Here is a 23001-nt window from a genome sequence, read left to right as displayed (position 1 = left end):
GCTTTTTGGCCCCGACTAGTGCGGCCGGCCTGAGATTCCCGAGCACGGATCGCCGATCGGCGTTCTGTTTCTCCGTATGCGCCTGTGTAATAAAAGTGAAATAAAGTCAGTCGCTTAGACGGTAACAATCCGAAACAGACTTTGCTTTGCCGCGACGCAGCATCACTCCTACATGCTACGTTGGGGCGAAAGGGCGGCCGTAGAGCTGTCCGTCAAACTGTAAGGGTCTCTAGTGTCGGCTTCGGGTTATTTTCAGCACACGGTCGCAGGACCGGTGATCTTCGCGGGGATTGGCCTGCACACGGGCGCGCACGTGCGCGTCGCCGTGCGTCCGGCCGCTCCCGACGCGGGGATCGTCTTTGTGCGGACCGATGTGCATGACCGTGACAACCGCGTCCCCGTCACCGTCGCCTCCGTTTGCCAGACCCAGCTGGGTACGGTGATCAACAATGGCGACGACGTGCGCGTCTCGACAATCGAGCACCTGATGGCGGCCCTGGCGGCCCTCTCGATCGACAATTGCATCGTCGAGCTGGACGGCCCGGAAGTGCCGATCATGGACGGCTCGTCCGAGCCCTTCGTCCAGATCCTGGACCGCGCCGGCCGCCGCAAGCAGGAAGCCGTCCGCCAATACATCGAGATCCTGTCGCCGATCACGGTGGAGGAGGGCGACAAGCGCGCCAGCCTGCTGCCGTCGGATCGCTTCGAGGTCGCCTTCGAGATCGAGTTCGGCAGCAAGGCCATCGGCCGCCAGTCCGTCGACCTGACCATCGACGAAGAATCGTTCCGTTCGGAACTCTCCGACTGCCGCACCTTCGGCTTCGTTCGCGACGTCGAAGCCCTGCGCGCCATCGGTCTGGCCCGCGGCGGTTCGATGGAAAACGCCGTGGTCATCGACGGCGACCGTGTCCTGAACCCGGAAGGCCTGCGCCGTCCGGACGAATTCGTTCGCCACAAGGCGCTGGACGCCATCGGCGATCTCTATGTGCTGGGCAAGGCGATCGTCGGCCGCTTCGAAGGCGTTCTGGCCGGTCATGGCCTCAATAACGCCGTGGTTCGGGCGTTGCTGTCCCAGCCGCGCGCCTGGCGCCTGCGCGCTCTCGCGCCGGAACTGGCCGAAGCGGTCTAAGGGGAAGCTCCTAAGCTCGGACTTGGCCTTCGCATTTGCGCCTTCGGCGGCGTGGTGTAGAAGCCTTGCACGGCGCAGGGGCGCGCGTTTGCTTCGAAGGTGAGAGACTCCGTGCTTCGTAATTTTTCGGGACGTTCGGCCGTCACCATCGCCGCAATGCTCGTCGCCGTGTCGGTGGCGGGTTGCGCGGGCAAGCCCAAGAAGCCGACCCTCGCCTACGAAGAGCGCCCCGTCGAGCTGCTGTACTCCACCGGCGCCGATCGCCTGGACCGCGGCAGCTGGAACGAGGCCGTCGACTACTTCCGTGAAGTCGAGCGTCAGCACCCCTATTCGGAATGGTCGCGTCGCTCGATCCTGATGACCGGCTACGCCCACTATCAGGGCAACCAGTACAATGAGGCCATCGGCGACGCCGACCGCTTCATCTCGCTGTATCCGGGCAATCCGTCGGCCCAGTACGCCTTCTATCTGAAGGCCATCTGCTATTTCGAACAGATCGTCGACGTGAACCGCGACCAGGCGGCCACCGAGCAGGCCCTGGCGGCCCTGCGCGACGTCGTCCAGCGCTATCCGAACACCGAATACGCCACGGACGCCCGCCTGAAGATCGACATGGTCAATGACCAGTTGGCCGGCAAGGAAATGGCCATCGGCCGCTGGTACCTGCGCAACGGCAGCACCCTGGCCGCGATCGGCCGCTTCAAGGCCGTGATCGAGCGCCACCAGACGACTTCGCACACGCCCGAGGCGCTCTATCGCCTGGTCGAGGCCTATATGACCCTCGGTCTGCTGGACGAGGCCAAGCGCAACGGCGCCGTCCTGGGCTACAACTTCCCGGGCGATCGCTGGTACGCCGACGCCTACAAGCTCTTGAACGACAACGGCCTTCGACCCGCTGTCGAGCCCCTGAAGGCCGGCACGAAGCGCAACGCGCTGGAGCGCATCCTGTCGAAGGACAAGGACGCGACCCTGCCGCCTCCGGGCGAGAAGCGCGCCAAAAAGGGCGGCCTGATGGGCGTCCTTGGCATGTAGATCCGAGCGATGGAACGGGTTTGTGCTCGTTCCGTTCTCGATGCCTATTTGAAAAACTCTGATTCCCGGCGATCTTGCGCGACATGCTGATCGGCCTTTCCATTCGGGACGTCGTGCTCATCGAGAGCCTGGACCTCGCCATCGGCGAGGGCCTGACCGCGTTGACCGGTGAAACCGGCGCCGGCAAGTCGATCATTCTCGACGCCCTGGGCCTGGCGACAGGCGCGCGCGCCGACGCCGGCCTGGTGCGGCGCGGGGCGACCGGCCACGCTTCGGCGACGGCCATCTTCGCCCTGCCGGCCGACCACCCCGCCTTCGCCTATCTCGACGACAAGGGCCTGGACTATGGCCGGGACGAGGACCTGGTCCTGCGTCGCCAGCTGTCGCCGGACGGCCGCTCGCGCGCCTTCGTCAACGACCAGGCCACCAGCGTCGGAGTGCTGAAGGACCTCGGCGGCCTGCTGCTGGAGGTCCACGGCCAGCACGAGACCGTCGGCCTGCTGGACCCCAAGACCCACAAGGGCCTGCTGGACGCCTTCGGCGGCGTCGCCGTCTCGGCCGTCGCCTCGGCCTGGAGCGGCTGGCGCGCGGCGCGCGAAAAGGCCCAAGGCCTGCGCGACCTGGCTGGCCGCGCCGCCGCCGAGACCGAGGAACTGACGCTGCGTCTGTCGGAACTGGACCGCCTTGACCCCCGCGCGGGCGAGGAAGACAGCCTGGCCGAGGAACGCGCCCTGCTGAGCTCGGCCGAGAAGGCCCTGGCCGACATCGCCCTGGCCCAGGACGCCCTGGGCGGCGACGCGCTGTCCGGCAAGCTGGCTCAGGCCTATCGGGCCCTGGAACGGGCCCGTGATCGCGCCTTGCAGGCCGGGGCCCCCGCCGAGGGCGTCGCCATGACCCGGCTCTCGGCCGCCTGCGAGGCGGTCGACCGCGCGCTTGTCGAGGCCCAGGAGGCCAGCGCGACCATCGACGCCGTCGCCGAATCCTTCGAGTTCGAGCCCGATCGCCTGGAGAAGGCTGAGGAGCGCCTGTTCGCCCTGCGCGGCATGGCCCGCAAGCTCAATGTCCTGGTCCAGGACCTGCCGGCCAAGCGCGCCGAATTCGCCGCGCGGCTGCAGGCCATCGAGACCTCCGAGGAGGCTCTCAAGGCCGCCGACAAGGAAGCCGCCGAGGCGCGTGACGCCTATCTCTACGCCGCCGAGCAGTTGTCGACCGAGCGCCGCGCCGCCGGCGACGCCCTAGCCAAGGCGGTCGAGGCCGAGTTGGCCCCGCTGAAGCTGGAGAAGGCCAAGTTCCGCGTCGCCGTCGAACCGCTGGGCGAGGATCGCGCCGGCCCGACGGGCCTGGATCGCGTGGCCTTCGAAATCTCGACCAATCCCGGCGCGCCGTTCGGCCCGATGGAGGCCATTGCTTCGGGCGGCGAACTGGCGCGCTTCGCCCTGGCCCTGAAGGCGGCCCTGGCCGGACGGGGCGGCGGTCCGCAGCCCCTGATGATCTTCGACGAAGTGGACCAGGGCGTCGGCGGCGCCGTGGCCGACGCGGTGGGCCTGCGCCTCAAGCGCCTGGCCCAGAACGCCCAGGTGCTGGTCGTCACCCACTCGGCTCAGGTCGCCGCGCGCGGCGACGCTCACTGGCGGATCTCCAAGTCCGGCGACGACACCTCGACCCGGACCAAGGTCGAGCCGCTCACCCCCGCCCAGAGCGAGGAAGAGATCGCGCGGATGCTCTCGGGCGCCGAGGTGACCGAAGCCGCACGGGCGGCGGCGCGGGCCCTGATGGCCTGACCGAGACTTCCTCGAAACAATCAAACCCTCGTCATCCCGGCCGAAGCGTAGCGAAGAGCCGGGACCCAGGAGCAACCGCACTGCATCGGCCCCTGGGTCCCGGATAGCCTCTGCGAGGCTTCCGGGATGACGAGGGAAATTAAGCCTGGATTGGGCTGGCGGGCATCGCCAACTCGCGTACCCGGGTCTGCCGCGCCTTTATCCAGCGCTGCAGCGGCGCATCGACCAGGCGCTCGAACAACCAGGCGACGACGATCGCGGCTGGGATCGTGGCGGCCCACAGCGCCCATTCGGCGACCGAGGGCAGGCCAACCTTCTGCTCGATGACGCGCACCGCGCCCAGCCAGACGATGGCGGTCAGGGTGTTGGTCAGGAACAGCGAGAACGACAGCCGCCCGGCCGCGCCGGCCCAGCGCCAGGCCTTCGGCGGCGACGCGCCGGCGGCGTAGATCAGCAGGGCGAGCAAGGCCAGGCTCAGATGGTCGAACTTGCCGAACGCCTGGATGCAGAGGACGCTGACCAGGGCGACCGCGGCGAGCGGATCGGCGAGGCTGCGGGCCAGCTCGCCGACCGGCAAACGGGCCACCAGCAGGCCGACCATGAACAGCGGCACGCCCCGGATCAGACCAAAGCGTAGCGGCAGCTGGTAGCCGGGGACGCCAAAGGCGGCGAGGGCGGCATAGTCGAGGGCCAGATAGGCGGCGACGCCGGCGACGAGCAGCACCCAGGGCGATTTGGCGCGCGACACGGCTCGCCAGACGACCGGAAACAGGGCGTAGGCGGCGATCAGCGCCGACAGGGTCCAGGTGGGCATGTTCCAGCCCGAGTTGCCGGGCGCGAACCAGGCCTGGACCAGGAAGATCTGCGGCAACAGCTGGTCCCACTGGAACCACTGCGGGTTCTGGGGAGCCAGGCCGATGGCGCTGGTGGCTAGGAAGAAGGCGACGAACAGGGCCAGCATGACCAGGTGCGACGGCCAGATTCGCTGCACCCGGCGCTTCAGGAAGCTCAAGGTGTCGACGCCAGCATTCTCGACACGTGGCCCATAGGTGCGCGCCAGCACATAGCCCGACAGCATCAGGAAGAAGTCGGTGGCCAGATAGCCGCGCCCGAACGCGGGCGAAAGGCTGAACAGCGACACCGGAGCTCGCTCGGCCACGTGGTAGAGCACGATGAACAGGGCCGCCAGGAAGCGCAGGGCGTCCAGCGGTCCGTCTCGCGACAGGACGGGCAGGGCGGCCATGGGGGCGGAACCTGTGCCGGCTTTGGACATGCGGAACTCCTTCGTCCTTTGTCCCGCAAGGCCCGGGCCACTTTCGGCCGGACGTGATCGGTAGCTGACTCCCCCCGTCCGGGCGGCGTTGCTAACCTGCCGGCCTCTTGCCGCTGCCGGATTCGCCGCCGTGTCCCAGATTTCCGTCGCCGACCTCACCGAAGCCCAGGCCGTCGAGGAACTGGAGCAGCTGGCCGACGCGCTGACCGCCCACGATCTGGCCTATCACCAGCAGGACGCGCCCACGATCAGCGACGGCGAGTACGACGCCCTGAAGCGCCGCAACCTCGACATCGAGACCCGCTTTCCGCACCTGATCCGCGACAACTCCCCGTCGATGCGGGTCGGCGCGGCGCGGGCCGAGCAGTTCGCGCCGGTCGAGCACGGCGTGCCGATGCTGAGCCTCGACAACGCCTTCTCCAACGACGAGGCGACCGAGTTCGACGCGCGGATCCGGCGGTTCTTGCGCCTGTCGCCCAGCGATACGGTCGCCTATACGGCCGAGCCGAAGATCGACGGCCTGTCGGCGTCGCTGCGCTACGAGAAGGGCGTGCTGGTTCAGGGCGCGACGCGCGGCGACGGCCGGGTCGGTGAAGACGTCACCGCCAATCTGCGCACCATCGCCGACATCCCGCACCGCCTGAAGGGCTCTGGCTGGCCCGACGTGATCGAGGTGCGCGGCGAGGTCTATGTCGAGCTCGAAGCCTTCGCCGCCTTCAACGCCGCCGCGCTCGAGGCCGGCCAGCGCACCTACGCCAATCCGCGCAACTTCGCCGCCGGTTCGCTGCGCCAGATCGACCCGAAGATCAGCGCCCAGCGGCCACTCCGCTTCTTCGGCTACGCCTGGGGACTGGTGTCGGAGCCTTTCGCCGACAGCCAGTGGGGCGCGCTGGAAAAGCTCTCCGAATGGGGCTTCGTGACCACGGCGCCGCCGGCCAAGCGGGTCGAGAACGCTCAAGGACTGTTGGATATCTACGCCCAGTTCGAGACCCTGCGTCCCACCCTCGGCTTCGACATCGACGGCGTGGTCTACAAGGTCGACGACCTAGAGCAGCAGCGCCGCCTGGGCTTCGTCTCGCGCTCGCCGCGCTGGGCGATCGCTCGCAAGTTCCCCGCCCAGCGGGCCCGCACCATCCTGGAAGCCATCGACCTGCAAGTCGGTCGCACGGGCGCCATCACGCCGGTCGCGCGGCTGAAGCCCGTCACGGTCGGCGGGGTCTCGGTGACCAACGCCACCCTGCACAATGGCGACGAGATCGCGCGCCTGGACGTTCGCGTCGGCGACACGGTGGTGATCCAGCGCGCCGGCGACGTGATCCCGCAGATCGTCGAGGTGGCTCTGGAGGCGCGGCCCGATCCGGCCCCGGAGCCCTACGAATTCCCACATGCCTGCCCGTGTCCGCTCCAGACGCCGCTGGCCCGCGAGGTCACGGCCTCGGGCCAGGAGTCGGTCGTGCGCCGCTGCACCGGCGAGTTCGCCTGTCCCTTCCAGCGCGTCGAGCACCTTCGCCATTTCGTGTCGCGCCGCGCCTTCGACATCGAGGGCCTGGGCGAAAAGCAATTGCAGGCCTTCTTCGAGGAGGGCTGGATCACCGAGCCCGCCGACATCTTCAAACTGGCCAAGGACGAGGAAAAGCTGGCGGCGCTGCGCACGCGCGACGGCTATGGCGAGACCTCGGTCGCCAACCTGATCAAGGGCATCGAGGCGCGCCGCACGATCGGCATGGACCGGATGATCTATGGCCTGGGCGCTCGTGATATCGGCGAGACGACCTCGACCGTGCTGGCCCGCAACTTCGACCGCTTCGAGGACCTGCAGGCCGCCGCCGAAAAGGCCGCCGAGGGCCTGCCGGGCGAGACCTATCTGGAGCTCTCGACCGCCCAGGGCGTCGGGCCCAAGGCGCTCGATACGCTGATCGAGGCGGGGAGGGGCGGTCTGCTGGCCGACCCGTGGCCTCAGGCCGATGACCTGGAGATCAAGATCGGCCACGCCGTGCCCAAGCTGACCAAGCCCGCCCGCGCGGCCCTGGCCCAGCGCTACGGGACCTGGGACGCCTTCGCCGAGGGCCTGGCCGCGGCGGCTTCGGGCGCGCCGGGCGACGACTATCTGCATCTGGCCGCCGTCGATGGCGTCGGCCCGGTCGCGGCCCAGTCCTTGGCCCGGTTCTTCGCCGAAGAGCACAATCGTCAGAAGGTGGCCAACCTGGTCGCCGAGCTCGACATCCAGCCGGTGGCCAAGCCGAAGACCGACACGGCGGTGGCCGGCAAAACCATCGTCTTCACCGGGTCTCTGGAGAAGATGACCCGCGACGAGGCCAAGGCGCAGGCCGAGGGGCTGGGGGCCAAGGTCGCCTCGTCGGTGTCCAAGAAGACTGACCTCGTGGTCGCCGGTCCGGGCGCGGGCTCCAAGCTGAAGACCGCGACCGAGCTGGGTATCCAGGTGATGACCGAGGACGAGTGGCTGGAGCTCGTGGCCGGATGAAGGTCATCGCGATCGACTTCGAGACCGCCAACGAGCAGCGATCCAGCCCGTGTTCCATCGGCCTGGCCTGGATCGAGGAGGGGGCGGTGGCGCGGATCGAGCACCACTACATCCGCCCGCCGGGCAATCGCTTCGCGTCGTTCAACATGGCGTTCCACGGCATCCGGCCCGAGCACGTCGAGGACGCCGAGGAGTGGCCGGCCGTTCTGGAACAACTGCGGCCGGAGCTGGAAGGCGCGCTGGTCATGGCGCACAACGCCTCGTTCGACATCAGCGTGATCCGCCGGACCTGCGAGCACTACGGCGTGAGGGCGCCCGGTTTCGACTATCTGTGCACGGTGCAAGTGGCGCGCAGCGTCTGGACCGACCTGCCGTCGCACAAGCTGAATGTCGTCTGCGGCCACCTGGGCGTCGAGTTCGCGCACCACGACGCGGCGGCTGACGCCTATGCCTGCGGGCAGGTGGCCCTGGCGGCCGCCGGCCTGAGCGGCCTGGCTCACGTGAGCGATCTGCCGAAACGGCTGGGCATGAGCCTGGGGCGACTGGATCACGACGGCTACACCCCTTCGCGGGCCGCCGTCGGCCCGTGGCGGCGCTTGTCCTGACCGCTTTCCGAAATCCCGCCTCGTTTTCGTGTCAGGCCTTGTCGCGAGCGATGAGATCGCGCAACCAAGACGATCAAACGCGCATTTGAAGCGCCACTAGGGAGTTCTGGATGTTCCGCACCGCACTGATCGCCGGCGCCCTGCTGTGCGTCCTGACGACCCCAGCCTTGGCCGGCGACATCAGCGGCCTGTGGGCCACGCCGAGCAACGGCGGCCAGGTCGAGATCGCCCGTTGCGGCAACAGCCTGTGCGGCAAGCTGCTGACCTCCAACAACATCAAGTCCAACCCGGCCTTGAAGGACAGCAAGAACAAGGACGAGGCGCAGCGCACCCGCACGCTGAAGAACCTGCAGATGCTTTACGACTTCACGGGCGGTCCGACCAAGTGGACCGGCGGCAAGGTCTACAATCCCGAGGACGGCGGCACCTATTCGGGCACGATCGAGATGATCGGCGACAATCAGCTGAAGCTGAAGGGCTGCATCATCGTGCCACTCTGCAAGACGCAGGTCTGGAACCGGATCCGGTAGGCGGTTCAAGATCCTCCCCCTAGCGGGGGAGGTGGTCGCGGAGCGACCGGAGGGGGAAGTGCTGGTGAGCCGGCTTCTTCCCTCTCCGTCGTCCCTTCGGGCCGACACCTTTCCCGCTGGGGAGAGGATTTAGGATTTAGCAGGCATGCCCTAGAGCGGCGCGCAGACCTCTTCCATCCATGCCCGGATCTCCGGCTCGACCCGAGGCCCGATCTCGCGCAGCACTCGCGCGTGATAGGCGTCGAACTGGGCTACTTCGTCGGCCGTCAGCATCGTCTTGTCGACCAGGCGGCGGTCGATGGGGGCCAGGGTCAGCGCTTCGAAGCGGTGCATCGGGCGGTCGCCGCCGCGAACCTCTTCGGCCGGCATGACGACCTCAAGGTTCTCGATCCGGATGCCGTATTCGCCGTCCTTGTAGTAGCCGGGCTCGTTCGAGACGATCATGCCCGGCTGCAGGGCGATGACGTTGGGGGCCTTGGAGATCCGTTGCGGACCTTCGTGGACACCCAGATAGACGCCGACGCCGTGCCCGGTGCCGTGATCGTAGTCCAGGCCGTGCGCCCACAGCGCCATCCGCGCGAGGGCGTCGATGGCCGAGCCGGTCGTGCCGGCCGGGAAGCGCAGGCGGGCGATGGCCAGGTGGCCCTTCAAGACCAGGGTGTTGCGCTGGATCATCTCGGCGCTGGGCTCGCCGATCGCCACGGTGCGCGTGACGTCGGTGGTGCCGTCCAGGTATTGGCCGCCGCTGTCGACCAGCAGCAGCGAACCCATGGCCGCCCGCTGGTTGCTGCGCTCGGTCGGGCGATAGTGGGGCAGGGCGCCATGGCCGTTGGCGGCGCCGATGGTGTCGAAGGAAAGGTCCTTCAGCACGCCCGTGGCTTCGCGGAACGCCTCCAGCTTGGCGACGGCTTCCTTCTCATCCGGCGGATTGACCTGACCCTCGGTAGCCAGCCAGTGCAGGAAGCGGGTCAGGGCCGCGCCGTCGCGCTTGTGGGCCTCGCGCGTGCCGTCCAGCTCGACGGCGTTCTTGCAGGCGCGGGGCAGGGTGCAGGGGTCCATGGCCGGCAAGACCTTGGCACCGGCGGTGGCCAAGGTGTCGAAGTACCAGGCGGATGACTGACCGGGATCGACCACGACCGCCTTGCCGGTAAGGTCGCCCAGGGCCTCCTCCAGCTTGTCCGGCGTTTCGAGCGAGACCTGGTTGCCCAGCCAGGCGGGTAGGTCGGCGGTGACCTTGGCCGGCTCGATAAACAGGCGCGCGGTCCCGTCGGCGTTCAGGATCGCCTGCGACAGCGGCAGGGGCGAGCGAATGACGTCGCCGCCGCGGATGTTGAATAGCCAGGCGATCGAGGCGGGGGCGGTGATCACAGCCGCGTCCGCGCCGAACGCGCCGATGGAAGCGCCGACTCGCGTCCGCTTGGAGCTCGACTCCTCGCCGGCATATTCGACGTATTGCGGCACGATCGGCGCCATCGGTTGGGCGGGACGGGCCGCGCCCCAGGCCTGGTCGACCGGGTTGCCGGCGACCGGCTTGAGCATCGCGCCGGCGCGGGTGGCGGCGGCCTTCAGGCCCTCCAGGGCCGAGGGGCTGTGCAGGCGGGCGTCGTAGCCGATCACCGCGCCCTTTTCGGCGGTCTCCAGATAGGCCGGCACCCCACCTTCGACGAGGTCGCGGATCTCGAAGATGTCCTGATCGACCTGCTCGCGGACCTGCAGGGTGTAGCGGCCGTCGACGAAGACGGCGGCGCGGTCCTTCAGGATCACGCCGGCGCCCGCCGAGCCCGTGAAGCCACTGGCCCAGGCCAGGCGGTCATTGGCGGCGGGGAGGTATTCGTTCTGGTGTTCGTCCTCGTGCGGCACGAGGAAGCCGTCCAAGCCCTGCGCGGCCATGGCGGCGCGGATCAGCGGGACGTGCTTGGGTCCAAAGGACGGGTCGGTGGATTCATCGAAGGTCTGGCGCATGCCTTGGATGTAATCCGCCGATCCCGGCCTGGAAAGGGGACGATTTCCCCTGGGTTTACTGGGGCGGCTGCGCCGGCGGGTTGTCCGGCGAGACGGCTTGGTCGTTGCGGCTGGCGGCCGCGCGGTCGGCGGCGTCCTGAGCGGCCTTGCTGGCGTCCGCGGCGGCCTGCTGAGTATCCCGGCGCGCCTGGTCGGCGGTGGTGCGAGCATCGCGGGCCGCATTCTCGGCGGCCATCTGGGCGGCCTGGGTCGCCGACGAGGCGCCTTCGACCAGACCAGCCTGGCGACCTTGCTCCTGGGCCTGCTGCAGCTGGTTCGGGTCGTTGGTGGTCGGACGCATCATCAGGAAGCCGACGGCGATCACCGCGACGATGGCGATCATGCCGGCGATCAGCCAGCCGGTGCTGTTCGTGCCGCTCTCGCGAATTTCGACGCGGCGTTCGGGGGGCGGGATGTTGGGATCGGTATAGGTCACGGGCGGTTCCTCCAGCCTCAAGGTCTGTGGCTGAAGGAACGTGACCAGTGAGACGTAAGTTCCTAAGGCCGCTGGAGAACCAACGTCGCCCAGGCGTCGCGATGGATGCGGTTCACGACCTTGAAGCCGCGCGACAGGTAGGCGGCCTTGACCATTCGCTCCTGAGTGCGCAGCAGGCCCGACAGGATCACGGTGCCGCCGGGGACCAGGGCGCGCTTGATATCTTGGGCCAGGCTGATCAACGGGCGGGCCAGGATGTTGGCGAAGACGAGGTCGTAGGGCGCGCTTTCGGCGACCAGACGGTGACCCAGACCCGAGGCGTGGACGAAGCGGGCGTTGGCCTTGTTGACCTCGGCGTTTTCCTTGGCGATCCGCACACTGGGCTTGTCGATGTCGGTGCCGACGGCCAGTTTCGTGCCCGTGCGGGCGGCGGCGATGGCCAGCAGGCCCGTGCCGGCGCCGACGTCCAGCACCTTGTTGAAGCGGCGGGCCTTGATCAGCCGGTCGTAAGCCTGGAGGCAGCCGACCGTCGTGCCATGGTGGCCGGTGCCGAACGCCGCGCCGGCTTCGATGCGCAGGTTGACGGTGCTGGCCGGCAGGCGGCCGCGATCGTGCATGCCGTAGACGAAGAAGCGCCCGGCGCGCACCGGCGGCAGGCCCGACAGCGCCATGGCCAACCAATCGGCGTCGGCCAGGGTGTCGCGCGTGACCTTCAGGTCGTACTGCGCGAGCAGAGCCATCACGCCCGCGTCTTCGTCTTCCGTGGTCGGGAAGGCGTCGATGCGCCAGATGTTCTTGTCCTCATCCTCTTCGAGGATCGAGTAGGTCGCGCCTTCCAGGCCCGGATGGTTGTCGATGGCGTCGGCGGCGGTCTCGGCTTCGGCGCGCGCGCCGCGGGCGACGATCTGCTGGGGCGTATAGTCGGTCATGCCGCTCCCACTAGAGCGAGACGGCCGAAAAAGCGAGCCTTCAGCGCGTCGTCATGCCGGTAGCGGCCGCGTCGGCCAGCACCGTGGGGATCGGCTGTGGCGCGCGGTCCTCGGGCAGGGAGACGTCAAGGATGTCGCCGCGCTGGGAGGCCCAGTTCGGGCTGTCCGGATCCGGCGGCGGGCTCGCGGGGCCATGCTGGGTTGGCTGGTAGGGCGGGACCTCGGGCGCGGGCGGGACCTCGTAGCCGACGTCGTAGGTCGCCATCTGGATCGGCGGCAGCTGGGTGGTCCGCAGGAAGTCGGTGCCGATCACATAGTCGGGAACCCTGCCGGACGGCCAGGAGATCGGCTCAGCGACGGCCTCCGTCGTGGAGCCGACCGGCTCCATGTCGGGCTTGAACGGACCGTCTTGGGGACCCGTCTGCATCGCCAGGCCCGCCAGCGCGCCGACGATGGCGCAGAACGGCGCGCCATAGCTGACGGGGCGGGTGAGGGCGAAGGCCTTCAGAGTTTCGAGGATGGGGGCGAAGCGGTCCATGCCGCGATAGCGCGCGAGACAGCCTTTGGTTCGCCGAAGCCTGCGAAAGGCGCTCGCGGGACTCGCCGTGGCGCCTCTAGTCTGGCCGCGAGGGAGAGCCATGACCGACCGCACCACCAAGCTACTGCGCGTACGCCGCGCCGACGAGCACGCCCGCGTCACCTATGTGGAGCTGTTCTTCGACCTCGTCTTCGTGTTCGCGATCACCCAGCTGTCGCACGCCGTGCTGGCCCATCCGGACGGACCGGGGTTGCTGCACGCGGGTCTTCTGCTGCTGGCCGTCTGGTGGGCCTGGATCTATACGGCCTGGGTCACCAACTGGCTGGACCCCGAGCGGCCGCTGGTGCGGGTGATGCTGTTCGTGATGATGGCCGCGGCACTGGTGCTGGCCGCCGCGATCCCGGACGCCTTCGGCAAGCGCGGCCTGGTGTTCGCCGCGGCCTATGTCTTCATCCAGGTGGGGCGGACGCTGTTCTTCCTCTGGAGCACATGGCGAGACCCGGTCCACCGACTGAACTTCATCCGCATCCTGGCGTGGCTGGTGCTCTCGGGCGTCTTCTGGATCAGCGGCGCATTCGTCGAGGGCGAGGCGCGGCTGTTGATCTGGGCGCTGGCCATGGGTCTGGAATATGTCTCGCCGGCGCTGGGCTTCTGGACGCCGGGCCTGGGCAAGACCAGCGCCAACGACTGGAGCGTCGAAGGCGCGCACCTGGCCGAACGCTGCGCGCTGTTCACGATCATCGCCCTGGGCGAGTCGATCATCGTCACCGGTGGAACGGTGATTGGTCTGCCTTGGACTCCGGACGTCATCGCCGCCTTCGCCAGCGCCCTGGTCTGCAGCATCGCCATGTGGTGGATCTATTTCTCGTCCACGGCCGAGGCAGCCAGCGAGGCCATCGCCCATTCGTCCAATCCGGGCGCCATCGCGCGCGTGGCCTATACCTACAGCCACCTGCTGCCGATCGCGGGGATCATCGTGGCGGCGGTGGGCGACGAGTGGGTGCTGCACCATCCGCTGGGCCATGCCGATTTCAAGATCGCCGCGGCCGTGATCGGCGGACCGGCCCTGTTCCTGTTCGGCGCGCTGGTCTTCAAGCTGGCGGTGTTCCGGCGGTGGTCGCACACCCGGATCGTTGGTCTTGGCCTGCTGGCGACCCTGATCCCGATCGCCGGCCATGTCAGCCCGCTGGTGCTGTCGATCCTCTCGACCCTGTGCCTGGTCGCGGTCGGGGTCTGGGAGACGATGCTGACGCCGCCCGACAAACGGTGAGGCTGTCACGCGAAAAACCGCGCCCCGCGGTGAGCGGAGGCGCGGCCCTCGGGCGGTCAGGCGCCGGCTGAGGGGGCCGGCGCCGTCTCGTCAGAGATTGTATTCGGGCTTGGCGTAGTCACCGACGAGGTCGACGGCGAACGGGCCGCCATCGGCCAGATCGGTGAAGTAGGCGTTGCTGGAGCCGGCGAACTTGCCGACGTCCGCCTTCATCGCCTCGGCCAACAGCCAGCCGACCATGGCCGCCTTGGTGCCCATGTCGGTCTTGCCGTAGGACGCGAAATAGTCGGTCCGATCGTCGATCAGGGCGTGGACCTTGGCGTCGTCGGGCGACGAACCGAAGATCTTGGCGTAGGCCGTGCGCGTCGCCTCGAACAGGGTCTTGGTCCCGTACTCGGCCGCGAACGATGCCGCGCCCGCGCCATCACGGCCCAGGTTGACCGCGAAGTTGATGTAGCGGTTCTCGGCGTTGAAGGTCTGGTAGTAGGCCGAGTTGAGGTTGTTCGGGTTGGGACCGATCGGCGAGACCAGATAGTCCATGCCCGCTTCGCCCGGGGTCTTGCCGGTGAAGAAGGCGTAGGACGTGGTCGCGACGGCCGAAGTGGCGTCGGCCAGGTTGATGATGGTCTTCAGCGCATTGGCCTCGGTCATCTGGCCGGAGGCGACCTTGTCGGTCAGGCCTTGGACATAGGCGCGGTCGGTGTCGCTGGCCGGGCTGTAGCGCAGCAGGTTGTCGAACGCATCGGTCAGACGCACCAGGGTGTTGGCGCCCTTGACCAGCAGGCCGTTCCAGTCGGCCAGGGTGCCCGTGACCTTTTCGACGATGATCGTGCCGCCGTCCCAGGTCAGGCGCGAGCCGCCGTTGCCGTCGCTGACCACACCGGTGAACTGCTTGCCGTCCAGGTCGAAGCGGTCCTCGGTCTTGGAGAAGTCGCGGACCAGGTCCGTGCCTTGGCCCTGGCCCGCGAAGGCGAAGCGGTCGGCGCCGGCGCCGCCGTACAGCTGGTCGTCGCCGGCGCCGCCGATCAGGATGTCGTCGCCGCCGTTGCCGTAGAGGTAGTCGTTGCCGGCGTTGCCTTGCAACTGATCCTGGCCGTCCGTGGTGTTGGCCAGGTCCTGGTCGCCCTGCAGGGTGTCGCTGCCATCTCCACCGATCAGGCGGTCGTGGCCGGCGTCGCCGCGCAGGGTGTCCTCGCCCGCCTCGCCGCGGAGCACGTCATTGTCGGCTTGGCCGTAGATGAAGTCCTGACCATCGCCGCCATAGATGGCGTCATGGCCGTTGCCGGCGTGGATCTTGTCGCCCGTCGCCGTGCCCTTGATGCGGTCCGTGGCCGAACCCGACCAGATCTCGACCTGCTCCACATTGACGATGCTGCCGCCGCCCGCGATCTGCTGCACGCCGGCGCCACCCATGTCGAGGATCAGCGAAGAGGTCAGCCCCATCACGTTGATGTAGGCGTAGTCGCCCTGGCTGGCGTGCGCGCCGCCGTCGAAGTGGTCGCCGATGCCGCCGAACAGGCGATCGAAGCCGTTGCCGCCTCGCAGAATGTCGCCATAGCCGTCATTGTCGTTGGTCCCGCCGGCGTACACGTAGTCCTCGCCGTCGCCGCCATCCAGGATATCGGCGCCGTCGTCGCCGTAGAGCGTGTCGTTGCCCTCGAGGCCGCTCAGGACGTCGTTGCCCTTGCCGCCATTCATTTGGTCGATGCCGGTCGTGCCGTTCAGGGTGTCGTGGCCATCGGTGCCGAAGATAACTGCCATTGTCGTATTCCTTCTCTCTGACTTTGATTTGTTTGGTTTTTTTGTGTGGTGACAGGCGCGCGGCCGCGATCCGCGCGGCGCGCGGATGGCGTTCTCCGGTTCGGCGTGACGGGGTCACACGGTCGATCGGAGATCTTCAAAGACGGGATGTCTGGAAGGGCCGGGCGTCGGCCGGGGAGTCCTAGGCCCTGGTGGGCGGTCGGTCGCCGGACGCCGGTGATCCTGGTGGGATCGGAATTCGGCGCGTTGGTCGCCGTCGCCACGCGGGAGCGAGGTCTCGGCGGCGAGAACTCATCGGAAAGCTCGGCGGTCGCGCGTCAGCCCACCGGCGCCCAGCGCGAACCGGGGCGGCCATCAGGCCGACGCCGTTCCGACGGGGAACCAAGCGATGTTTCGCGAAGGGGGCGGCGACGTTCGACATGGGTCCGGCTTGCTTCTGGAAGTCTCGCGTAAAAAGGGTGTGCGATGGGTACTGGATTTTTCCCGTTATCGGGGAGCCGGGGCGATACCCAGCGGCGGCCCTTCGCAGTAGTGAAACTTTGTTCACACAGGCGAGCGTAATGATTGCCGCATCTTCAGATTGCAATTTAAGATATTGAATTAACTAGATAATTTAGCGTCGTGTGCTGCGCGAAGCTGTCTAGTTTTTAATGAACGCGGGTCGATGATGTACGTTCGGTAAGGTGTTTCTTACTCATGCGGGCGGGCATGGAGACTCACCCGGCCCGTGTTTGAACGGCCGTCGGTCGACGACACGGACCGTGTCGGAAGGCCCCGATCAGGCCTTTTCGACGAAGCTGTCGATGACCTTCTTCTCACCGGCCTTGTCGAAGGCGACGGTCAGCTTGTTGCCCTCGATGCCCGTGACCTTGCCGTAGCCGAACTTGACGTGGAACACGCGGTCGCCGCGCGAATAGGCGCTGTTCGACGGCGCGGACATGGCCACCAGCCGGCCTTCACCCTCGATCGGCGCCGAGCGGGCGGAGGAACCGCTGCGGACACCCGTGTTCCCGCGCCATGGGGTCGCGCGCTCGCCGAAGCCGGCCGTGCGCTCCTGGGCGCGCTTCCAGCCCGGGCTGTCATAGCTTCCGGCCTGGAAGGCGCTGGTCCCCGGATCGTCCCAGCGCGAGGCGGCCGTCGACTGCATGCCGGGGCCGCCGCCGTAATAGCCCGTCTCTGACGCGGCATCGACGTGGGCGATCGGCAGTTCGTCGACAAACCGCGACGGCAGTTGGCTGGTCCAACGGCCATAGACCTGGCGGTTGGCCACGAAGCTGATCAAGGCCTGCTCGCGGGCGCGGGTGATGCCGACATAGGCCAGGCGGCGCTCTTCCTCGAGCCCCTTCTCGCCCTTGTCGTCCATGCTGCGCTGGCTGGGGAACACGCCTTCTTCCCAGCCTGGCAGGAAGACCAGCGGGAACTCCAGGCCCTTGGCCGAGTGCAGGGTCATGATCCAGACGGCGTCGCCGGTGGCTTCGCGGTCCAGGTCCATGACCAGCGACACGTGCTCCAGATAGGCCTCAAGCGTGTCGAAGGCGGCCATGGACTGGACCAGTTCCTTCAGGTTCTCCAGGCGCGTTTGGCTGGTCGGGCCCTTGTCCAGGCGCAGGGCGTCCGTGTAGCCGCTCTCCTCCAGCACCGTCTCCAGCAGGCGCTGGTGGTGGACATTGCCGATCAGCGAGCGCCAACGGTCCAGGTCGCGGATGAAGTTCGACAGGGCCGTGCGGGTGCGGGCCGGAAGCTCGTCGCTGGTGATGATCTGGCGGGCGGCCTCCGTGGTCGAGATTCCGCCCAGCCGGGCGATCTGCAGCAGCTTCTGGACGCTGGTGTCGCCGATGCCGCGCTTGGGCGTGTTGACGATGCGCTCGAAAGCCAGATCATCGTCGGGCGACTGGATCAAACGCAGATAGGCGTGGGCGTCGCGGATTTCGGCCCGTTCGAAGAAGCGCGGCCCGCCCACCACCTTGTAGGGGATCTGCAGCAGCACGAAGCGTTCTTCGAAGGCGCGCATCTGGAAGCTGGCCCGGACCAGAATGGCCATCTGGTTGTACTTGCGGCCGTCGCGCTTGGCCCGCTCGATCGCGTCGGCGATCATCCGGCTCTCGGCCTCGCCGTCCCAGACGCCGCTGACCTTGACCTTCTCGCCGCCCTTGGCCTCGGTCCACAGGGTCTTGCCCAGGCGGCCCTTGTTGCTGGTGATCAGGCCCGATGCGGCCGCGAGAATGTGTTCGGTCGAGCGGTAGTTGCGCTCCAGCCGCACCACCTTGGCGCCGGCGAAGTCGCGTTCGAACCGCAGGATGTTGTCGACCTCGGCCCCGCGCCAGCCATAGATCGACTGGTCGTCGTCGCCGACGCAGCAGACGTTCTGGCGACCCTGGGCCAGCAGGCGCAGCCACAGGTACTGGGCGACGTTGGTGTCCTGGTACTCGTCGACCATCACGTATTTGAAGCGACGCTGGAAATCCTCCAGCACGTCGGGATGGCCGGTGAACAGGCTGATATTGTGCAGCAGCAAGTCCCCGAAATCGCAGGCGTTCAGGATGCGCAGTCGCTCCTGGTACTGGCGATAGAGGCTGATGCCCTTGCCGTTGGCGAACTCGCCGGCCTCGCTGGTCGGCACACGGTCGGGCGTCCAGCCGCGGTTCTTCCAGCCGTCGATGATCCCGGAGAGAATGCGTGGGGTCCAACGCTTGGCGTCGATGTTCTCGGCCTCGATCAGCTGCTTGAGCAGCCGCTCGTTATCGTCGGTGTCGATGATCGTATAGTTCGACTTGAGGCCGACCAACTCGGCGTGGCGACGCAGGATCTGGGCGGCCACCGAGTGGAAGGTGCCCAGCCAGCGCAGGCCCTCGGCCTCCGGGCCGATGATGTGGGTGATCCGCTCGCGCATCTCGCGCGCGGCCTTGTTGGTGAAGGTGACGGCCAGCATCTCCCACGGACGGGCCTTGCCGGTCGCCAGGATGTGAGCCAAGCGGGTGGTCAGCACCCGGGTCTTGCCGGTGCCGGCGCCGGCCAGGACCAGCAGGGGGCCTTCGGTCGTCTCGACCGCCTCGCGCTGCTCGGGGTTCAGACCCTCCAGATAGCCGGGCGACGCGCCCGCCGGGGGGCGAGCCCGGGCGAGGTCGGAGATACGGGGAGCGGGGAGGTCACCGGGGAAATCCGATGAATCATCGTCGGGATACATGGAACATATGTAGCACAAAGCGCGCGCCGCTTAAGTCCCCATGGGCGACGCGCTTATGTCGCCATCCCGGAACTTCCGCGCCGAGACACCGTTGATCCGCCATCACGAACAGAGCCGAAAGGCGGGGAGACTCTCATGGCCGAAGGAACCAGCAGTGGCGGGGGCAACAGTGGCCTGGCGTTCATCGTGGGCGGGCTCGTCGTCATCGTCGCGGTGCTCGCCTTCTTCATGATGTCCGGCGGCTTCACGCAGAAGAAGAAGGTCGACGTGAACATCTCGGCGTCCGCGCCCAAGCTGCCGGATGCTCCGAAGCTGCCTGAAGCGCCCAAGGCGCCCGGCTGAGGTTGACCATGAAGACCCTCGCTCATGATCATCATCAAGATCACCACCGTGGCTCCGGGGCGGCCTGGACGGCCGTCCTGGTCATCGTCGGGTTGGTGATGGCGATCTGGGGCGCCTGGCGGCTGGGCGTCATGGCCGGCGACCAGGTGGAATGGCGCCAGGGCTTGCCGAAGGCGGCGCTGGCGCTACGCAAGGGGCCCAATCCGCAGCCCGCGCCGGTTCCGACGTCACGCCGGCCTGGCGTGACATCGGAGGCGCCGAACTGACCTGACCAGGTTCAGTTGCGCACCTTCTGGACGGCGGGGACCAGCAGACCGGCCTGATCGGTCTGGGCCTTGATGTCGTGGTTGGACGCCTTGCCGGCGCCGGCCCCGCCGCTCCGGCTGGCCTGGGCGCTTTCGACCGGGATCCATTCCTTGTGGTCGTCGTGCTTCTTGCCGGCGCGCTTGAACCGCCCGTCGCCAGTGACGTCGCCGGCGGCGACGTTCACGCGGCCCGCCTTCTGGCCCTTGGCCTTTTGGCTTTCACCCTTCACGCCGTCGTACTTCATGAACGCGGGCTTGGCCTGGACCTGGACGGCGCCGAGCATCGCGCAGGCGGCGATGGCGGTGACTAGGACTGAACGCTTCATGCTGTTGTTTCCTCCGATGTCGCGCCTTGGCGCGTGTCCCTAGCCTGTTCTGCAGGGACCAAGGACGCGCGCTCAGTTGCAGCGCCGGGCGTCGGCGGTCCGCGAAATGCATCCGGGTTGCACGCTAGGCGGGGGTAGACCACTGTCCAGCTTATGGACGGCTTGGCCCCTAAGCTGGAACTGGCCCTGAAGGCCCTCTCGATGAGCCGGGGGCGGATGGCGGCTGAGCTGGTGGTCGACAAGTCCCTGGTCGGACGGTGGATTTCCGGAAAGGTCGTGCCTTCGGCGCACAACCTGACCCGACTGACCGAACTGATCGCCGTCCGCCGGCCAGGCTTCACGTTGCTGGATTGGGACAGGGATCTCGACGGCTTGGCCGCCGCCTTGGGCGTGGAGGCCTCCTCATTATCGTCGGCCGAGATCCTGGCCGATTGGATACCACCCGCCATTCTGAAGGAGGCCTTGCAGGGCACGGCCGCGCGGGGCGGGGCCTATGAGGGGGTCTGGCGATCGACGCGGCCCTCCAGCGATCTGCCGGGCCGCTTCCTGCACGACCACTGTCTGATCCAGCGCGCGGACAACGGCCTGCTGTCGTTTCGTACCGGCGTCGAGGGCGTGTGTTTCGAAGGCGGGGCTTTGTTGCTGCAGCATCAGCTGTTCAGCGTGGCGGCGGAACGGGCGCATGGGACGATGCTGTTCAGCATCTTCAATGGTGTGGCGCGGCAGAAGGCGGAGGTCCTGGATGGGATCACCCTGGCCTGTCTGCGCGACGCCGGCGGCTCGCCGGTGGCCTCGACCTGCGTCCTCCATCGGGTGGCCGACCCGACAGGGGATCCCGGCGAGGACCTGAGGATCTATGAGACCTGCGTCGCGACGCAGGGAACCCCGTTGGCGCCGGAGGGCTCGGTGCCTGAGACGGTCAGGGCGCATCTGGTTCGCGAGGCCGACCCCGCGGGCATGGGCCTTGGCGGGTTGCTCAGGATGTACTTTGGCCAGTCGATGGCCAGGGGCTTCAGCCTCGACGGCGGCCTCTGAGGGTCAGCCCGTTTCCCCGGCGCGCGCCAGGGCGAACACCCGGCAGGCCGAGGCGAGGGGGCGTTCGCCGCGCTCGGTGTCGATCTTCTGGATGAGGCCGGCCAGGCTGAGCGCCTCGGTCGTGGCCGCGCGCTCCAGCACGGTCCAGAACTCCGGCTCGAGGGCCAGGGAGGTCGCGTGACCGGCCAGGTTCACCGACCGTTTCTTCAAGCCAGCCATGTCCCTGACGCTCAGTCTTCGCGCTTGGCGCCGTCGAGGTCGCGCTTGAGCTTCTCCACACGCGCCGTTTCCAGGGACTTCTCGCCCTTGGTGCGGCCGAACTTGGCGCGGTTCTCGGCCGCGCGGGCCTTGTCGTCGGCCTTGGCCTTGGCCTTGCGGGCCTGGTTGAGATTGACGATGTCAGCCATGGCGGGACTCGGGCTTCCTGGAACTCAGGGCTTCTTCTTGGCGGCGGTCATCGGACGAATGACCAAGGTTTCCTGCAGATGCAACGCCTGGTCCTTCTTCAGCACCAGCGGGGCGCGGCCGGGGAAGACGCAGTTCTGCATCGAGCGGTCATTATACAGCATCCAGCGCTTCACCGCCTGGCCATTGGCCTTGCAGGCCAGGCCCACGGTCCAGGCAGGCGAGGCGGTTCCGCCGCTCCAGGCGAAACCCATCGAAGCGCCTGCGTCGATCGCCCCACCGTTGGGGGTGATGGTCTTGCCGCCGGACGAGAAGGTCAGGTGCTCTGGATCGACGAGCCGGATCGAGAAGCCCCCGAAGCCGCGGTCGTCCTCGCTGCCGCCCAGGCCCAGGCTGTCGACGCGCGAGGTGATGGTGGTGTCGAACTCAACCCGGCGTGCGCCGGCTTTCAGCGGCCGCACGGTGACCTTGGTGGTCTCGCGGGCGAGATAGACGAGCTCGGGCCCGGAATTGACCATCCAGTCGACCTCGACCTTCAGGGTCCCGCCGCCTTCGGCGTCGCCGAGGAAGCGCTTCTCACGGACGAAGTAGGTGAGGCCCTTCATGTACCAGCCGTCGGCGACGGCCTTGCCGCCGGTCTGGACCTTCATCCAGGCCCACCACACGCCGCGCTGGTGCGGATGGTCCCCAGGCTTGTCCTCGGTCAGGGCCGTGCCGTCCGGGGCGTAGAGCAGGCTGACATAGTTCGAGCGCCCGGGCTCGACGGCCGGATCCAGCGGCTTGGTGCGATAGACGAGCACGGTCTTGCCGGCCTCGGTCAGGGTCACCGCGTCGTCGGCGAACACGGCGTCCACGCGCTTGCCGATGGCCGGGTCGGCGAGGGCGGGCGCGGCGAAGACCAGGACAAGCGCTGAGGCGAGAAGGGCGCGGAGGCTCATGCGTCATCCTTGGCGAGGGCCCGCGCCAGGGCGGGACGGGCATTGGCGCGGGCCAGCCAGTCGTCATAGACCGCATGCGGCGGCAGCATCTGGCGGGCGAACTGCAGCAGGCTGACGAACATGATGTCGGCGGCCGAGAAGGTGTCGCCCAGAAGCCAGGGCGAGCTTTCCAACGTGGACTTCAGCCGTTCGTCCATCGCCTGGTACTGGGCCTTGTCCTGGTCGTCCTGGCGCTGCTTCCAGAGGTTGGTCACGCAGGGCTCGAGCACGCCGGCATAATAGGCCAGCCAGGAGAGGTAAGGACCGCGCCGAGGATCGCCGATCGCCGGACCCAGGCCGGCGTCGGGGAACCTGTCGGTCAGATAGAGGGCGATGGCCGCCGACTCGGTGATCAGCACGCCGTCGTCCAGCAGGGCCGGCACTTGGCCATGGGGATGGGGATTAGCCGGATCCCGCGCGCCGCTGTCGCTGACGCTGCGATAGATGTCGACCTTGCGGATCTCGTAGGTCGCGCCCAGCTCCTCCAGCAGCCAGAGGAAACGGGTCGAGCGCGAGCGGGGCGCGTGGAACAGGGTCAGCATGACGGCCTCACGGTTTTCGCGAACATATCAAGAACAATCATCGCGCGAGCGCAAGTGAAACTTGGCCGCTGACGTGACCGTTTGAGGGCGGAGGGATCGCGACGGTCCCGGCAATTTC

General features: G+C 67.8%; 22 protein-coding genes and 1 pseudogene. 11 read left to right on the top strand and 12 right to left on the bottom strand.

Annotated elements, in window-relative coordinates:
• Positions 1–232: 232 nt before the first annotated feature.
• The 4 genes and pseudogenes from lpxC to AC1RRV_RS03315 all read left to right on the top strand — a co-directional run.
• The gene (gene lpxC, locus AC1RRV_RS03330; protein ID WP_492858158.1) at positions 233–1129 is read left to right on the top strand and encodes a UDP-3-O-acyl-N-acetylglucosamine deacetylase; all 897 of its coding nucleotides are present in this window, start codon (positions 233–235) and stop codon (positions 1127–1129) included.
• Between the two features lie 99 nt (positions 1130–1228).
• Positions 1229–2161, top strand: a complete 933-nt coding sequence (locus AC1RRV_RS03325; protein WP_492858157.1) for an outer membrane protein assembly factor BamD — start codon at positions 1229–1231, stop codon at positions 2159–2161.
• 83 nt (positions 2162–2244) lie between these two features.
• On the top strand, positions 2245–3942 hold the full coding sequence (recN, locus tag AC1RRV_RS03320; protein WP_492858156.1) for a DNA repair protein RecN: 1698 nt from the start codon (positions 2245–2247) through the stop codon (positions 3940–3942).
• A gap of 32 nt (positions 3943–3974) precedes the next feature.
• A pseudogene (locus AC1RRV_RS03315) lies at positions 3975–4046 on the top strand (hypothetical protein); the annotation flags it as partial.
• 35 nt (positions 4047–4081) lie between these two features.
• On the opposite strand, the gene AC1RRV_RS03310 reads toward AC1RRV_RS03315, so the two are convergent.
• Positions 4082–5215, bottom strand: coding sequence for an acyltransferase family protein (locus AC1RRV_RS03310; protein WP_492858155.1), 1134 nt, complete (start codon positions 5213–5215; stop codon positions 4082–4084).
• Between the two features lie 130 nt (positions 5216–5345).
• Here AC1RRV_RS03310 and ligA point away from each other — a divergent pair, with 130 nt between their 5' ends.
• The 3 genes from ligA to AC1RRV_RS03295 all read left to right on the top strand — a co-directional run bounded on the left by ligA (position 5346) and on the right by AC1RRV_RS03295 (position 8832).
• A complete protein-coding gene (ligA, locus tag AC1RRV_RS03305) occupies positions 5346–7697 on the top strand; it encodes an NAD-dependent DNA ligase LigA (protein WP_492858154.1) in 2352 nt (783 codons plus the stop codon).
• Positions 7673–8302 carry a 3'-5' exonuclease gene (locus AC1RRV_RS03300; RefSeq protein ID WP_492858153.1) on the top strand — a complete coding sequence of 210 codons (630 nt, stop codon included), beginning with the start codon at positions 7673–7675 and terminating at the stop codon, positions 8300–8302. Before ligA ends, AC1RRV_RS03300 begins: the two co-directional genes overlap by 25 nt.
• 110 nt (positions 8303–8412) lie before the next feature.
• Entirely contained in the window at positions 8413–8832 is a 420-nt protein-coding gene (locus AC1RRV_RS03295) for a DUF2147 domain-containing protein (protein WP_492858152.1), read from the top strand.
• 150 nt (positions 8833–8982) lie between these two features.
• Here the strand turns inward: AC1RRV_RS03295 and AC1RRV_RS03290 are convergent, their stop codons facing one another.
• From AC1RRV_RS03290 to AC1RRV_RS03275, 4 genes are all read right to left on the bottom strand, one after another.
• A complete protein-coding gene (locus AC1RRV_RS03290; protein WP_492858151.1) occupies positions 8983–10794 on the bottom strand; it encodes an aminopeptidase P family protein in 1812 nt (603 codons plus the stop codon).
• Positions 10795–10849: 55 nt separating this feature from the next.
• Positions 10850–11269 carry a hypothetical protein gene (locus tag AC1RRV_RS03285; RefSeq protein WP_492858150.1) on the bottom strand — a complete coding sequence of 140 codons (420 nt, stop codon included), beginning with the start codon at positions 11267–11269 and terminating at the stop codon, positions 10850–10852.
• A 62-nt stretch (positions 11270–11331) separates the two neighbouring features.
• On the bottom strand, positions 11332–12198 hold the full coding sequence (locus AC1RRV_RS03280) for a 50S ribosomal protein L11 methyltransferase (RefSeq protein ID WP_492858149.1): 867 nt from the start codon (positions 12196–12198) through the stop codon (positions 11332–11334).
• Between the two features lie 40 nt (positions 12199–12238).
• Positions 12239–12736: a hypothetical protein gene (locus AC1RRV_RS03275; RefSeq protein WP_492858148.1), complete on the bottom strand. Its 498-nt coding sequence runs from the start codon at positions 12734–12736 to the stop codon at positions 12239–12241.
• Between the two features lie 100 nt (positions 12737–12836).
• Here AC1RRV_RS03275 and AC1RRV_RS03270 point away from each other — a divergent pair, with 100 nt between their 5' ends.
• Positions 12837–14006: a low temperature requirement protein A gene (locus AC1RRV_RS03270; protein WP_492858147.1), complete on the top strand. Its 1170-nt coding sequence runs from the start codon at positions 12837–12839 to the stop codon at positions 14004–14006.
• Positions 14007–14096: 90 nt separating this feature from the next.
• Here AC1RRV_RS03270 and AC1RRV_RS03265 read toward each other — a convergent pair whose 3' ends face one another.
• Positions 14097–15767, bottom strand: coding sequence for a hypothetical protein (locus AC1RRV_RS03265; RefSeq protein WP_492858146.1), 1671 nt, complete (start codon positions 15765–15767; stop codon positions 14097–14099).
• Positions 15768–16545: 778 nt separating this feature from the next.
• Positions 16546–18951 carry an ATP-dependent helicase gene (locus tag AC1RRV_RS03260; RefSeq protein ID WP_492858145.1) on the bottom strand — a complete coding sequence of 802 codons (2406 nt, stop codon included), beginning with the start codon at positions 18949–18951 and terminating at the stop codon, positions 16546–16548.
• 135 nt (positions 18952–19086) lie between these two features.
• On the opposite strand from AC1RRV_RS03260, the gene AC1RRV_RS03255 reads away from it, so the two are divergent.
• A complete protein-coding gene (locus tag AC1RRV_RS03255) occupies positions 19087–19293 on the top strand; it encodes a flagellar basal body-associated FliL family protein (RefSeq protein WP_454715234.1) in 207 nt (68 codons plus the stop codon).
• Between the two features lie 8 nt (positions 19294–19301).
• Complete coding sequence (locus AC1RRV_RS03250; protein WP_492858144.1) at positions 19302–19559, top strand: hypothetical protein; 258 nt, start codon at positions 19302–19304, stop codon at positions 19557–19559.
• 11 nt (positions 19560–19570) lie between these two features.
• Here AC1RRV_RS03250 and AC1RRV_RS03245 read toward each other — a convergent pair whose 3' ends face one another.
• The gene (locus AC1RRV_RS03245; protein WP_492858143.1) at positions 19571–19924 is read right to left on the bottom strand and encodes a hypothetical protein; all 354 of its coding nucleotides are present in this window, start codon (positions 19922–19924) and stop codon (positions 19571–19573) included.
• A gap of 162 nt (positions 19925–20086) precedes the next feature.
• Here AC1RRV_RS03245 and AC1RRV_RS03240 point away from each other — a divergent pair, with 162 nt between their 5' ends.
• Entirely contained in the window at positions 20087–20959 is an 873-nt protein-coding gene (locus tag AC1RRV_RS03240; protein WP_492858142.1) for a helix-turn-helix domain-containing protein, read from the top strand.
• Between the two features lie 3 nt (positions 20960–20962).
• Here AC1RRV_RS03240 and AC1RRV_RS03235 read toward each other — a convergent pair whose 3' ends face one another.
• The 4 genes from AC1RRV_RS03235 to AC1RRV_RS03220 are packed head-to-tail and all read right to left on the bottom strand — an operon-like array spanning position 20963 to position 22883.
• Entirely contained in the window at positions 20963–21178 is a 216-nt protein-coding gene (locus AC1RRV_RS03235; protein ID WP_492858141.1) for a ribbon-helix-helix domain-containing protein, read from the bottom strand.
• A gap of 11 nt (positions 21179–21189) precedes the next feature.
• Positions 21190–21366: a DUF4169 family protein gene (locus tag AC1RRV_RS03230; RefSeq protein ID WP_492858140.1), complete on the bottom strand. Its 177-nt coding sequence runs from the start codon at positions 21364–21366 to the stop codon at positions 21190–21192.
• 24 nt (positions 21367–21390) lie between these two features.
• A complete protein-coding gene (locus AC1RRV_RS03225) occupies positions 21391–22302 on the bottom strand; it encodes a DUF6807 family protein (RefSeq protein WP_492858139.1) in 912 nt (303 codons plus the stop codon).
• The gene (locus AC1RRV_RS03220) at positions 22299–22883 is read right to left on the bottom strand and encodes a glutathione S-transferase family protein (protein WP_492858138.1); all 585 of its coding nucleotides are present in this window, start codon (positions 22881–22883) and stop codon (positions 22299–22301) included. The genes AC1RRV_RS03225 and AC1RRV_RS03220 overlap by 4 nt, the downstream gene beginning before the upstream one ends.
• Between the last annotated feature and the right edge of the window lie 118 nt (positions 22884–23001).

This window comes from Caulobacter sp. GW821-FHT11E10, assembly GCF_058808375.1.
This window is presented reverse-complemented; position numbering and strand designations above follow the sequence as displayed.

Coding starts and splice junctions, on each gene's coding strand:
- recN (WP_492858156.1), top strand. CDS start 2,245: ATGCTGATCGGCCTTTCCATTCGGGACGTCGTGCTCATCGAGAGCCTG.
- AC1RRV_RS03310 (WP_492858155.1), bottom strand. CDS start 5,215: ATGTCCAAAGCCGGCACAGGTTCCGCCCCCATGGCCGCCCTGCCCGTC.
- AC1RRV_RS03295 (WP_492858152.1), top strand. CDS start 8,413: ATGTTCCGCACCGCACTGATCGCCGGCGCCCTGCTGTGCGTCCTGACG.
- AC1RRV_RS03290 (WP_492858151.1), bottom strand. CDS start 10,794: ATGCGCCAGACCTTCGATGAATCCACCGACCCGTCCTTTGGACCCAAG.
- AC1RRV_RS03280 (WP_492858149.1), bottom strand. CDS start 12,198: ATGACCGACTATACGCCCCAGCAGATCGTCGCCCGCGGCGCGCGCGCC.
- AC1RRV_RS03275 (WP_492858148.1), bottom strand. CDS start 12,736: ATGGACCGCTTCGCCCCCATCCTCGAAACTCTGAAGGCCTTCGCCCTC.
- AC1RRV_RS03270 (WP_492858147.1), top strand. CDS start 12,837: ATGACCGACCGCACCACCAAGCTACTGCGCGTACGCCGCGCCGACGAG.
- AC1RRV_RS03265 (WP_492858146.1), bottom strand. CDS start 15,767: ATGGCAGTTATCTTCGGCACCGATGGCCACGACACCCTGAACGGCACG.
- AC1RRV_RS03260 (WP_492858145.1), bottom strand. CDS start 18,951: ATGTATCCCGACGATGATTCATCGGATTTCCCCGGTGACCTCCCCGCT.
- AC1RRV_RS03255 (WP_454715234.1), top strand. CDS start 19,087: ATGGCCGAAGGAACCAGCAGTGGCGGGGGCAACAGTGGCCTGGCGTTC.
- AC1RRV_RS03250 (WP_492858144.1), top strand. CDS start 19,302: ATGAAGACCCTCGCTCATGATCATCATCAAGATCACCACCGTGGCTCC.
- AC1RRV_RS03245 (WP_492858143.1), bottom strand. CDS start 19,924: ATGAAGCGTTCAGTCCTAGTCACCGCCATCGCCGCCTGCGCGATGCTC.
- AC1RRV_RS03235 (WP_492858141.1), bottom strand. CDS start 21,178: ATGGCTGGCTTGAAGAAACGGTCGGTGAACCTGGCCGGTCACGCGACC.
- AC1RRV_RS03230 (WP_492858140.1), bottom strand. CDS start 21,366: ATGGCTGACATCGTCAATCTCAACCAGGCCCGCAAGGCCAAGGCCAAG.
- AC1RRV_RS03225 (WP_492858139.1), bottom strand. CDS start 22,302: ATGAGCCTCCGCGCCCTTCTCGCCTCAGCGCTTGTCCTGGTCTTCGCC.
- AC1RRV_RS03220 (WP_492858138.1), bottom strand. CDS start 22,883: ATGCTGACCCTGTTCCACGCGCCCCGCTCGCGCTCGACCCGTTTCCTC.